The sequence below is a fragment of the Mesobacillus stamsii genome, assembly GCF_030814065.1.
GTDB classification, from domain to species: domain Bacteria; phylum Bacillota; class Bacilli; order Bacillales; family Cytobacillaceae; genus Mesobacillus; species Mesobacillus stamsii.
In genome coordinates this window covers 62,703-75,457 of sequence record NZ_JAUSUN010000018.1, presented here as the reverse complement: position 1 = coordinate 75,457, position 12,755 = coordinate 62,703, and the positions used below count along the sequence as shown (strand labels likewise).

At 39.9% G+C, this 12,755-nt stretch carries 13 protein-coding genes and 1 pseudogene; all 14 read left to right on the top strand.

Translation table 11 applies throughout. From position 1 onward, the window contains the following. Window positions 1-210 precede the first annotated feature (210 nt). Window positions 211-801: an asparagine synthase-related protein gene (locus J2S25_RS13980; RefSeq protein WP_307192194.1), complete on the top strand. Its 591-nt coding sequence runs from the start codon at window positions 211-213 to the stop codon at window positions 799-801. After that, the gene (locus J2S25_RS13975) at window positions 755-889 is read left to right on the top strand and encodes a paeninodin family lasso peptide (RefSeq protein WP_198528198.1); all 135 of its coding nucleotides are present in this window, start codon (window positions 755-757) and stop codon (window positions 887-889) included. The genes J2S25_RS13980 and J2S25_RS13975 overlap by 47 nt, the downstream gene beginning before the upstream one ends. A 110-nt stretch (window positions 890-999) precedes the next feature. Next, window positions 1,000-1,944 carry a phosphoenolpyruvate carboxykinase (ATP) gene (locus J2S25_RS13970; RefSeq protein ID WP_044394291.1) on the top strand — a complete coding sequence of 315 codons (945 nt, stop codon included), beginning with the start codon at window positions 1,000-1,002 and terminating at the stop codon, window positions 1,942-1,944. Then, window positions 1,932-2,225, top strand: a complete 294-nt coding sequence (locus J2S25_RS13965; RefSeq protein WP_307192193.1) for a lasso peptide biosynthesis PqqD family chaperone — start codon at window positions 1,932-1,934, stop codon at window positions 2,223-2,225. Before J2S25_RS13970 ends, J2S25_RS13965 begins: the two co-directional genes overlap by 13 nt. 15 nt (window positions 2,226-2,240) lie before the next feature. Continuing rightward, a complete protein-coding gene (locus tag J2S25_RS13960) occupies window positions 2,241-2,696 on the top strand; it encodes a lasso peptide biosynthesis B2 protein (RefSeq protein WP_307192192.1) in 456 nt (151 codons plus the stop codon). A gap of 10 nt (window positions 2,697-2,706) precedes the next feature. Then, window positions 2,707-3,876: a nucleotidyltransferase domain-containing protein gene (locus tag J2S25_RS13955; protein ID WP_307192191.1), complete on the top strand. Its 1,170-nt coding sequence runs from the start codon at window positions 2,707-2,709 to the stop codon at window positions 3,874-3,876. 13 nt (window positions 3,877-3,889) lie between these two features. Continuing rightward, the gene (locus tag J2S25_RS13950) at window positions 3,890-5,689 is read left to right on the top strand and encodes an ABC transporter ATP-binding protein (protein ID WP_307192190.1); all 1,800 of its coding nucleotides are present in this window, start codon (window positions 3,890-3,892) and stop codon (window positions 5,687-5,689) included. 138 nt (window positions 5,690-5,827) lie between these two features. Further along, window positions 5,828-6,547, top strand: coding sequence for a YveK family protein (locus J2S25_RS13945; protein ID WP_044394286.1), 720 nt, complete (start codon window positions 5,828-5,830; stop codon window positions 6,545-6,547). Continuing rightward, complete coding sequence (locus J2S25_RS13940) at window positions 6,528-7,184, top strand: CpsD/CapB family tyrosine-protein kinase (protein WP_241768503.1); 657 nt, start codon at window positions 6,528-6,530, stop codon at window positions 7,182-7,184. Before J2S25_RS13945 ends, J2S25_RS13940 begins: the two co-directional genes overlap by 20 nt. A 187-nt stretch (window positions 7,185-7,371) precedes the next feature. Beyond that, window positions 7,372-7,503: pseudogene (locus J2S25_RS13935) on the top strand (IS91 family transposase); the annotation flags it as partial. An 89-nt stretch (window positions 7,504-7,592) separates the two neighbouring features. Then, the gene (locus J2S25_RS13930; RefSeq protein ID WP_307192188.1) at window positions 7,593-9,419 is read left to right on the top strand and encodes a polysaccharide biosynthesis protein; all 1,827 of its coding nucleotides are present in this window, start codon (window positions 7,593-7,595) and stop codon (window positions 9,417-9,419) included. Window positions 9,420-9,430: 11 nt separating this feature from the next. Continuing rightward, window positions 9,431-10,597 (top strand): glycosyltransferase family 4 protein, encoded by a 1,167-nt coding sequence (locus tag J2S25_RS13925; RefSeq protein ID WP_044394281.1) that lies wholly within the window; start codon window positions 9,431-9,433, stop codon window positions 10,595-10,597. After that, window positions 10,560-11,627, top strand: coding sequence for a glycosyltransferase (locus J2S25_RS13920; protein WP_307192187.1), 1,068 nt, complete (start codon window positions 10,560-10,562; stop codon window positions 11,625-11,627). The genes J2S25_RS13925 and J2S25_RS13920 overlap by 38 nt, the downstream gene beginning before the upstream one ends. Window positions 11,628-11,637: 10 nt before the next feature. Beyond that, window positions 11,638-12,753, top strand: coding sequence for a glycosyltransferase family 1 protein (locus tag J2S25_RS13915; RefSeq protein ID WP_307192186.1), 1,116 nt, complete (start codon window positions 11,638-11,640; stop codon window positions 12,751-12,753). Window positions 12,754-12,755: the final 2 nt, after the last annotated feature.

Sequence of the window (12,755 nt, the reverse complement as noted above, 5' to 3'; positions counted from 1 at the left end):
TGTCCTTTTTTATTTTTCTTAATCGACAAAAGTTCTTAGCATCTGAGTGTTCTCTACAAAACTCAAGGCGACAACTTTTTTGCAAGAGTCAAGTTATATACTAGAAAGCTCGCCTTCCCAAACGTATACAAATTTCTAAAACGACAAGGGAATATCCACTTTCCTGTAATAATTAATTCAGAGCTTGCCAAAAGAACAGCAGTGTTTCCAATGTTGAAGGAACACGGGATGTCTGTCTCCGGTACTTCTGTTCCGAATATTTACGAAGCTAGAAAGCTCCATTTTGAAGAATTATTTCATTGGAATGCAACGAATACAATTGGTACGAAGCTATCGCTTGAAAACCGCTTGTGGAAACGGGATCCTACAAATGACAAACGTGTCATCCAATTTTGCTTGGCCCTTCCAGAAGATCAATATGTACAAAATGGAATGGATCGAGCCCTGATTCGCAGAGCGACAAAGGGGATGTTACCAGACAAGGTCCGTTTAAACCAAAATATCAGAGGAATACAAGGGGTGGACTGGGTTCACCGGATGTCCTCCACCTGGGATGAATTTCGAAGAGAACTTAGCGAAATGGAAAAGGACCAAACGATTTTCGAATTTTTAGATCGGGACATAATTAAAAACTATATAGCAAAAGTAAGTGAGGTTCCGTACCCAGAAGCAGCTATCGATTCAGAGTATAGGATGCTAATGAGGAGTCTGATTGTATACAGGTTTTTAAAAAAAATGAAGGGAGGTGATTTTGATGAAAAAAGAGTGGAAAACACCAGCATTGGAAGTCTTAGATATTAATAGGACTGCAGCAGCTTCACTTGAAGGGTGGCAGGATGAGGCGTATGTTGATAACCAACCAAACTTTGGTAATCACCATGCATCTTAAATAATTCGACTGGAAGATTAGCAACTACAATGGAATACTGCCCTTATACCGAACAAGTATGAGGGCTTTTCCGCTCATTACTATTATAGCAAAAGTATGGAGTGAAAAGGATGGCAGACACCATGAAAAGATGGAGATATAGAGCGTTTGGGTTATCAATCATAAGTGATGTTCCTCTACCAGAATTACCAATAACAGTTTGTCTAACCGATGAAGCAGACGTGACAGTGACAAGCGAAGATCTTTCAAAAACATGGACTGATCTAGGAATCCATCCCTACAGTTTTAAAGTCAAAGAAAACTACGTGCTATTCCAGCTTCCTAACGTAGCAATTTTCCTTATTAAGAATGGGAAGGAAATCATCGTCTCGCCGTGGCCAGGAGCTGACCCTGCACAAATAAGGCTTTACATCCTCGGAACATGCATGGGAGCGATATTGCTCCAAAGAAAGATCCTTCCATTACATGGAAGTGCAGTTTCTGTTGATGGAAAGGTTTATGCATTTATTGGTGATTCTGGCGCAGGAAAATCAACATTGGCAACCGCCCTGTTGGAGAAGGGGTTTGATCTGTTAAGCGACGATGTCATCCCGGTTTCGATTTCCTTGGAAGATGGCCTGCCTTATGTGACCCCTTCCTATCCTCAACAGAAATTATGGGCAGAAAGTCTGAATCACTTTGGTATGAACGCAAGAGAGTATCATTCGATTTACAAAAGAGAAAATAAATATTTAATTCCGGTCGCAACCAAATTCTCGGAAGAAGTGCTCCCGCTAGCAGGTGTATTTGAGTTAATAAAAAAAGACCAACAAAGGATCGAATTTTCCCCTGTGGTTGGACTTGAACGCTTTAATACATTATTTGCCCATACATACCGCCATATATTTATAAAACCATTAGGGTTAGTGGGCTGGCATTTTTCCGTTTCCGCAAAAATGGTGGAAAAGGTTCAGTTTTATCAAATAAAACGTCCTGCGACAGGCTTTACAGCTCCGCAGTTAGCGGAACTTATTTTAGAAACGATAAAAGAGGAGCAACTAATATGGGAAGCATGAAAAAATGGAGCAGCACCACTATCGTCACTCAAAGTCCAGGAAACATTGTTAGTGACATGGCCGGAGATAAAGTAATGATGAGCATAGAAAATAGTAAGTACTATAATTTAGGGGAGATAGGCGGATATATTTGGGATCTTATAAAACTCCCCGTTTTAATGGAAGAGGTAATTGCTAGGCTTACTGCTGAATATGAAATCAGCAAACAAGAATGTGAGCTACAAGTTTTTGCTTTTATGGAAAGCTTAGCGAACGAGGGATTAGTCCAAATAAAAGGATGAAAGGAATTTGAACCAGTGAATAAGGTTAAGATCTTTTTTCATTCATACGATCGACATACAAGGCTTCTTTTTCTGGAGGCATTTGTTTTTTTAGCTTGGGCAAGGATGCTGAAATTTCTTCCTTTTGGGAAAATTGCTCCAACATTAGGGGAGCAAATGTGTGAATCCTCACTTGAAAATAATGAAACAGAAAGAAAAATCGTTAAACAGATTTCTCAAGCGGTTACGATTATGAGCAAATATACATTTTGGGAAAGTCAATGTCTCGTCAAGGCGATTGCAGCTATGAAAATGCTAGGGAGAAGGAATATCGATACTACCTTATACTTAGGGACAGCAAAAGATGAAAAGGGCCAATTCATTGCTCATGCATGGCTGAGAAGTGGCCCGTATATACTTACTGGTGCAGAAGAAAAGCACAAGTTTACTAAGATAGGCTGTTTTGCTAAAACTTATAGCCGGAAAGTTTAAGGAGAGCAAAATGAACAACAACCCCAATCTTGAAATGGAAAAATTACCGAAAGAATTAACAGTTCTATTTTCATTGCTTTCATCACGTACAGGGCAAGATCAAGAATTATTAAATATGGATTGGGATTTCTTCCTAGAGCTGGCTTTCCATCACCGCGTTTACCCGGTCTTATATAAAATGATAAAAAGTCAGAATGAACGTAGAATTCCTCCTAATGTATTTGCTGTTTTGGAGCAGGCTTACCGGTCCAATACATTTCAGATGATGCAGTTATGTCAAGAAATGGAGTTTGTTAACAGACTTTGTACCGAAAGCACGATTCCGTTGCTGTTTTTGAAAGGCCCAGTGCTGGCAATTGAGCTATATGGTGATATTTCCCTAAGAACTTCGTGTGATTTAGATATTCTCATCCCAATCGCTGATTTAGAAAGGCTGAATGGCATCCTAATCCGTGAAGGGTATCAAAAGGATGATTATATCCTTTCTGTCTTAGGCGATTGGAAGTGGCGGCATCATCATGTCACCTATTATCATCCAGCGAAAGGGCTGAAATTAGAAGTTCATTGGAGGCTGCATCCTGGTCCAGGCAAAGAACCAAGCTTTACGGAACTATGGAGCAGGAAAAGAAAATCGGATTTTTTAAGAACCCCTGTCTATTACTTGGGAAAGGAAGACTTATTTTTCTTCCTTGTATCCCATGGTTCCCGGCACGGATGGTCAAGAATTAGATGGCTGCTTGACATCCATCAATTGCTGCAGCAAAAAATCGATGGGGGGATTTTACATTCTTTATTAAAGAAGTTTCATAGTTTGAAGATTGGCGGCCAAGCGGCGATATTGTCGACGCAGTTGTTCGATACGAAAATCCCGAAAGAACTGACTTGGATGCTCGATGAACCGCAAGCAAGCATCCTTGCCGAACAAGCTTTTTTTTATCTTCATAATCAAGTTAATTTGCACTCAAACTTATTGCCTCCAGAGGTTTTCGATTACCATAAGCGCCATCTGTTTTCTTTAATGTCCTTTCCGCAAAAACTACTTTATGCAATTAGTACACTTTATCCTTACCATACAGACTTGGCTACTTTGCCATTACCTAAGTACCTGCACTTTTTATATTTTCCGTTGCGTCCATTTCTTTGGGCATGGAGAAAGACAAGGAAACATGCCTTGTCATAGGAGGAAACCTGTTATGAAGTATGCTTTATTTTTTCTGAAAAAGATTCATGACCAGTCGGGAATCATTCTTTATTTTAACCTGATGAGCATGGTGTTCATCACTTTGTTTGAAAGTTTTGGGATCTTTATGCTTATTCCGCTGACAGGACTCACAGGAATGATAAAAAATGATTGGAATGATTCCTCCATCATTTCTTCCATTGAAAAATTTTTTAGTGGATTGCCAGAGACGGTAAGCTTTCTGCTCATCTTGTTCATCTATGTCCTGATTATCATTGGGCAAGGGTTCTTCCAAAGAAATCAGACTATTTTAAATACGAGAATTCAGCAGGGTTTCATTCGTCATTTAAGAGAAGAGACATATAAGCATCTTATCACCGCCAATTGGGAATATTTTTTAAAAAAGCGAAAATCAGATATTACAAATTCCATGTTAACGGAAATAGCAAGAGTAAGTTCAGGTACGAACTTGGTTTTGCAGTTTGTCGCTTCTTTTGTATTTTCCTTTATTCAAATAGCGTTTGCTTTGTGGCTTTCCGCCAAGATCACTGTTTTTGTGATGATAGCTGGATTGGTCCTTCTATTATTCAGTCGCAAATTCATAAAGCAATCGAGTTTGTATGGCGATCGAACACTAACTTTATCCAAACGGTTCATGGGGGGAATTACCGACCATTTTAATGGGATTAAAGATATTAAGAGCAATAGTTTGGAAAAACAGCATATTAAATGGTTTGAGGATTTAAATAGCAGCATGGAAGAAAACATGGTTGATTTGGCGAAGCTAAGATCGAAATCACAGCTTATTTATAAAATAGTTTCCGCGTTTTTGATCACTTTGTTTGCATTTGCAGCGATCAGTATCTTTTCTGCAAATCCTGCAGAATTACTGTTAATTCTGGTTATCTTTTCCCGAATCTGGCCAAGATTTTTTGCGATCCAATCGAGTTTGGAAAAGCTAGGAGAAGTACTTCCTTCCTTTCAATCGTTAATGGAATTACAAAATGAGTGTCTAGCGGCTAAGGAATTTGGCCTATTGGAGGGGGAAGGGGTCCATCCCATAGAGATGAAACAGGAAATGGAGTGTCGGTCCGTCTACTTTCGCTATAAAAAGACCGAAAAATCCTATGCATTACATGAAATCAATATAAAGATCAAAAAAAACACGATGACAGCAATTGTTGGCAGTTCCGGAGCAGGGAAAAGCACTTTAATTGATTTATTAATGGGATTAAATAAACCGGAACGCGGATTCGTCCTGATCGATAAAACACCGTTGGAAAGCTGCAACTTGCTTTCTTTTAGAAAGTCAGTTAGTTATGTTTCACAAGATCCTTTTCTATTTAATGCTAGTGTAAGAGAAAATCTGCTATTAATAAAACCGGGGGCCGAAGAAAGGGATATATGGGAAGCACTGGAATTTGCAGCAGCTGCCGATTTTGTAAGAAGGCTACCAGATGGGTTGAATACTCAGATTGGCGATAGAGGAATAAAACTGTCCGGCGGGGAAAGGCAGCGGCTTGTATTAGCAAGAGCCATCTTGAAAAAACCGGCTATTCTAGTATTGGATGAAGCAACAAGCGCACTCGATGGGGAAAATGAAGCGAAAATCCAGGCTGCTGTTGGAAAATTAAAAGGCCAAATGACAATCATTGTGATTGCCCATCGATTATCAACGATAAAAAATGCCGATCAGGTCATCGTGTTAGATAAGGGAAAAGTGATCCAACAAGGTGCCTTTTCCCAATTAGCTTCAGAGCAAAAAGGGATGTTCGGAACTCTCCTAAAAAGGCAAATGGAAGCAGTAAATTAAGAATTTAGAAAATTTGCTCTTGACACGTTCTTTATACAGAACTAAAATGAGGATAGCGAATGAAAAGTCGACAAAAATAATTTTTTTTGCGATTTATGTTCTTTATCTAGAACGACCAGAAAATAAGGTGGTTGAATAATGAATGAAAAAAATGCTTTAGCGAAGGACATCAACATCAAGGAACTTTTGGCAACTTTAAAGAAAAGAGTTTGGGTGATTTTAGTCATCATCGCCTTATCAACTATTGCTGGGATTGTTTATAGCTCCCTTACTGTTCCTACACCAGTATACGAAACTACTGCAAAAATCATCTTAGGCGAAGAAGCAGATATGAATACCCTGCAAGTGATTATTAAAGATAGGATTATTTTAGAAAAAGTTGTCGAAAAATTGGCGCTAAATCAAGATCCTGAATCGCTAGCGAATCAAATCAATGTACTGCGCCTCGACGAATCTCAAGTAGTAAGTATAAGTGTTGTTGATTCTTCCCCTGAGCGTGCTTCAAAAATTGCCAATACGGTTGCAGCAGTGTTCAAGGATGAAGTTCCAAAAATCATGAATTTTGATCAGGTTAATATTTTGTCCTCAGCAGAAATACAGTCCAAACCGATAAATGGCGATGTCAATGGAAACAGAACCATCATCATCGCCTTTATTTTCGGGATAGTGGCAGGAATCGGCTTTGCTTTTTTTCTCGACTCTCTGGATGAAACGATTAAATCAGAGAAGGATGTCGAAGCGTTTTTGGACCTTCCAGTCATAGGGAAAATATCTAAAATGAACAAAAAGAATACGAAACAGCATCATTTTGAATCTGTTTCCTCCGGAGGTGAATGGAGTGTTAAGAGGCAAACGTAAAAATAGAATGAGTGCCCCAAAAAGAAATTTAATCACCTTCTCCAATCCGGAATCGATTATTTCGGAACAGTTTAGAACGCTTCGGACGAATATACATTTTTTAACAGAAGGAAAAAAAAGTATTATTTTGATTACTTCGCCTGGATCCCATGAAGGGAAAACAACGACAACTGCTAATCTTGCTGTATCTATGGCACAACAAAAGGAAAAGGTCCTGCTAGTAGATGCAAACCTAAGGGAGCCCGCCATTCATTTCATTTTTAAGAAAGAAAATACAGTCGGACTAACAGAAGTATTATCGGGAAAGATTCGTTTGGAAGAAGCGATTATCCCAACAGATATAGGCAGCCTAGCTATTCTAACTAGCGGTCAGATGGCGTCGCATCCTGCTGAACTAATCGGATCGGATTCTTTGTATAAAGTCTTGCAACAAGCATTAGAGGAATATGATTTTATATTGGTGGATTCACCGCCGATCCTGGATGTTACCGATACGAAACTGCTGGCTCATAAAAGTGATGGGGTAATATTGGTAATTAGCCAAGGGAAAACGGAGATCGAAAAAGCGGTGGAAGCGAAAAAGGCTTTAGAGTTTGCAAAGGTTAATCTGTTCGGAGTCATATTGTATGACATGTAGATCAGCGGTTTTTTTTACCATCACTGTTCTTTATTAAGAATATATCGTGCGTTATGAAATAATACGGTGATGTCTCCTAGCCGTTATCTAAGGAGGCACTCGGTCATGCTGTGGGTTATAAAAAGACCTTAGACGCTCTGGTCGTCGAGAGTATGATGTGAGGAGGGGTTAAATGCCCTATCTTTTATATATATTTGCCCCGAAACAAAAAGGGAATGAGAAGGAACAATTGCGGCATATTGGTCGTTATATTCGTCGATCTGCTATAGGGTTAAATCGGATGGAGGCATATGACGGTCAATACGAGACTTTTAAGTATCAACAGCCCCGATGATCCGCCAAACGAAAAAGGACCAGGCGCAGTTTGCCCGGTTTTTCTTATTTTTTAATTTAGAAAGGAGGAGAAGTATGACCTACAAACAAAGGCTTTCTATGTTTATTATTATTGATTCGTTCATTGTGTTAGCGGCTATCTTTGTTAGCCATGTTCTGATTGGCGGCAATTTGGATATGGTTACCCTGCCCATTCTTTTTACCGCAATTGTGATCCTGCTAAGCCATCATTCTTTGTCTTTTCATTTTAAGCTATATAAGAAGGCATGGGAATACGCCAGCACAGGGGAGCTTATCATCATCCTGAAAACCGCGTTTGCTTCTATTAGTATAGCGCTGCTGTTTCAGCTGATGATGCTGGACCAAGTCAATATCAGATTGTTAACCGTTACTGGGCTTCTCCATATTTTGCTGATTGGTGGGTCCAGGTTTTGCTGGAGAATCTTTCGAGATTCAATTATGCAAAAAGATGATAAAAAATTCAGAACATTAATTATTGGAGCGGGTTCCGCAGGGACAATGGTTGCAAGACAGCTAATAAAAAATAATGATACATCGCTAAAGCCAATTGCTTTTATTGATGATGACCGCAAAAAGCATCATTTGGACATTTTAGGAGTTCCTGTGATTGGAGGAACGGAACAGATTGTGAAAGCAGTGGAACAATATCAGATCGAAAATATCGTCATCGCCATCCCTTCTTTGCGCAAGAAAGAATTGAATACCATTTTCCAGGAATGTGCGAAGACGACTGCAAAAACGCAAATCATCCCAATGCTGGAGGATTTAATGACTGGAAAAGTTTCGGTTAACCAGTTTAGGGATGTTCAGGTGGAAGATCTTCTTGGCAGGGAACCTGTTCATTTGAACATCGATAGCATTTCTCAATATATTAGCGAAAAAGTGGTCTTGGTGACAGGTGCTGGCGGTTCGATTGGTTCGGAAATATGCAGGCAAATTGCGAATTTCCATCCTAAAAAAATAATAGTACTTGGACATGGTGAAAACAGCATTTATTCCATTGAAACTGAATTAAAAATGGCGCACGGCAATGCCACTATGGAAATTATCCCCGAGATCGCAGAGCTGCAGGATGCAAAGAAAATGATGTCCGTAATGGAGAGGCATCAGCCAGATGTTGTTTACCATGCAGCAGCCCATAAACACGTGCCGTTAATGGAAAGAAATCCTGAGGAAGCAGTGAAAAATAATGTGATTGGCACATTAAATGCAGCAAACGCTGCTAGCTGGCATGGGGTGAAAACTTTTGTAATGATTTCGTCTGATAAGGCTGTTAATCCAACCAGTGTAATGGGTGCTACAAAAAGGTTAGCAGAAATGATCATTCAGCATTTTGATGAAACGAGCGCAACCAAATTTGTGGCAGTCAGGTTTGGGAATGTATTAGGAAGCAGAGGAAGTGTCATTCCTCTTTTCAAAAAACAAATTGAAAGAGGCGGCCCGATTACCGTAACTCATCCCGATATGGTTCGGTATTTCATGACAATCCCAGAAGCATCAAGGCTTGTTTTGCAAGCTGGTTCATTGGCCAAAGGCGGAGAGATTTTTGTCCTAGATATGGGGGAACCGGTAAGAATTGTGGAGTTGGCTAAAAACTTAATAAAGCTATCTGGGTATACAGTGGAGGAAATCGGCATTGAATATTCTGGAATTAGACCAGGTGAAAAATTATTCGAGGAACTCTTGAATGCGGAAGAAGTCCATGAACCTCAGGTGTTTCCGAAAATTTATATTGGCAAAACGGCAAATCTGTTTATGAACGACATTGAATACTTGATTGATCATTATGAAAACATGGACAAAGAACAAATTCGCGCATTGGTTTTATCGATTGCCAATAAGAAAACAGAGGCTAAACCAATCATGTCAATTTCGAGTTAGGGGGAATGAAGATGAAAAGAAAGATTCTCTTTTGCGCGACCGTAGATTATCATTTTAAAGCATTTCATTTGCCTTATCTGAAATGGTTTAAAGAGCAAGGTTGGGAAGTACATGTTGCTGCAAACGGTGATCTGCCGCTCCCGTACGTTGACCATAAATACAACTTATCTATATCTAGATCACCAATCAGTGCAAGTAATCTTAAAGCGTATAAAGAATTAAAAAGAATTATGAACACGAATCAATATGAAATGATTCATTGCCATACTCCGGTTGGCGGGGCACTAGCGAGGCTTGCTGCCAGGGAAGCGCGGAAGAATGGTACAAAAGTGATCTATACGGCTCATGGTTTCCATTTTTGCCATGGGGCACCGCTGCAAAACTGGTTGATCTATTACCCAGTTGAAAAATGGCTTGCCACAAATACGGATTGCCTGATTACGATAAATGAGGAAGATTACCGGCGGGCAGTTCAGCATAGGTTTAAAGCCAAAAACATTGAGCATGTTCACGGGGTAGGGGTAGATGTCCAGAGATTCAAACCTGTGGAAAAAGCATATAAAGAAAAATTAAGAATCGCCTACGGTTATCAAGTTGGCGATTTTTTGCTTTTTTACGCTGCCGAATTTAACAAAAATAAAAATCAGCAGCTGCTAATACAAGCATTGGCGTTGATAAAAGAGGATGTGCCAACTGCAAAACTGCTTTTGGCAGGGGAAGGAGCAATGCTTCAGGAGTGTAAAAGTCTGGCAGAATCACTTGGAGTTCGCGATCGGGTCGATTTTCTAGGCTTTAGGAAGGATATTGTGGAACTGCTGCAAATTTCGGATGTCGCAGTAGCTTCCAGTTTACGTGAGGGACTTCCGGTCAATATCTTGGAGGCCATGGCTGCTGGACTTCCGATTGTTGCGAGCAGCAATCGGGGGCATAACGAACTGGTGATAAACAATCAAAATGGCTTCCTGGTTTCTCCGCACAATGCTGTTGAGTTCAGCAGAAGGGTTCAGGAATTATTTCATTCCACGAACTTGAGAGAGGAACTGGGAATACAAAGTATGATTAGGGCCAATCTTTTTTCCGGTGACAGAGTAGGCAGGGAAATGAGCAAGCTTTACGATCATTTTATGGTGGAGGAAGCGGATGAAACCAGCAATCAGCATTATCGTGCCTATTTATAATATGGAGGCGTATTTAGCCAGATGCCTGGACAGCTTGATGAAGCAAACGCTGAACAATATCGAAATCATCGCTGTGAATGATGGCTCTACCGACAACAGTCTGGGAATTTTAGAGAAGTATGCTGGGAAGGATAAGCGGATAAAAATCATAAATCAGCCGAATAGCGGGGTTTCTGCTGCACGCAACAAAGGAATTCAAAAAGCTGTTGGGAAGTTTATTGGGTTCGTTGATCCGGATGATTGGGTGGATAGAAACATGTATGAAAGTTTGCTTGCACAAGCGATGGAAAACAACGCAGAAGTGGTGATGTGTTCTTATCTGAGGGAGTTTGGAACGCATTCGAAGGCGAAAGTATTTGATGTACCTGAGCGAGTAATCTATACAGGTGACGAAGTAAACGAAAAGGTAGTAAGACGTTTGATCGGACCTTTAAAGGAAGAAGTAAGAAATCCTGAACTGCTAGATGCTTGGGGGACGGTATGGTCTAAGCTGTACCGGGCAGATCTAGTAAAGACAAATGGCGTGCTTTTTACAGACTTACAGATCATTGGGACAAATGAGGATTCCCTGTTTAATATTCAAGTCCTTTACCATGCAAACACATTTGTATTTATAAATGAACCGTACTATCATTACTGGCGTGTAAATGCTGCTTCCGTTACTTCTGGCTATAAACCAAATCTGATGGAGCAATGGTTAAATCTTTACCGGCTGATCGAACAATTTTTGGAGGAAAAAAAATTGCAGGAACCTTATTATACAGCTCTTAATAATCGGAAGTGCATGAATATCATGGGACTGGGACTAAATACCATCAGTCAGAACCATCAAAGTTCCGCCTTAATCAAGATAAAAAAGTTAAAAGCGATTGTCAATCATGACCAAATGAAACGGTCTTTTCAAGAATTGGAGTTATCATCTTTTCCAATTGCTTGGAGAACGTTTTATTTTTGCGCAAAAATCCGATCAGCGATTGGCCTATATTTCTTGCTAAACGGAATGGATGGATTCAGGAAGTTAATAAGATAAGGAGGATCTCGTGAAACCAATAAGAGTGCTTCAAGTAGTGACGGTGATGAATAGAGGCGGCCTCGAAACGATGCTGATGAATTACTATCGGCGAATCGATCGAAGCAAAATTCAATTTGATTTTATGGTGCACAGGGAGGAAAAGGGGCACTATGATGAGGAAATTACCGAGATGGGTGGGAAAATAATCAAAATGCCCAAAATCAAACCTGGAAACTATCAAATTTACTTTAACAAGCTAGAGGCATTTTTTCAGACCCATAGAGAGTATAAAGTAGTCCATTCGCATATTAACGAGAATAGCAGTTTTGTTTTGAGAGCTGCTAAAAGAAATGGAGTTCCTTGCAGAATCGCTCATAGTCATCTTAGTGATCTTAAGCTGGACATGAAATTCCCATTTAGACTTTATGCCCGTGCCAGTATGAAGGATCATCCGAACAAGTATTTTGCTTGTTCCAAAAATGCGGGCAAATGGCTGTTTAGCGAGAGAGTGGCAAATACGAACGAACTGGTTGTTTTAAATAATGCGGTGAATGCGGAAGAGTTTAAATATAACGCGGAAACGCGGAAGAAAATAAGAGAAGAATTAGCTATCAAAAACGAACTGGTTATTGGACATATAGGCAGATTTACGAAACAAAAAAATCACGATTTCTTACTTGATATATTTAAAGCTGTTTCAATTTTGGACCAGGACGCCATCCTGTTGCTGGCAGGTGACGGCCCTTTACGCAGAAAGATAGAAAATAAGGTGACATTGCTTGGACTGCAAGCCAAAGTGAAATTCCTTGGAGTAAGAAGTGACATCAACAGCCTGATGCACGCGATGGACATCTTCGTTTTTCCGTCGTTATTTGAAGGACTTCCGGTAGTGCTTGTCGAGGCACAAGCTGCCGGATTGAATTGCATCGTGGCAGATACAATTACAAGCGAAAGTGATATTACAGGCAGAGTGGAATTTTTAAGCTTAAAGGAAGCACCCGAGACATGGGCGAGAGAGATCTTGTCTTCTTCCTATGAACATGCTGATACAGAAGAATTAATAAGTGTGAATGGGTATAATACTGCCACGATGTCCAAATGGCTGACAGATTTTTATATCGAATACTATGAAGAAGCAAAATAATC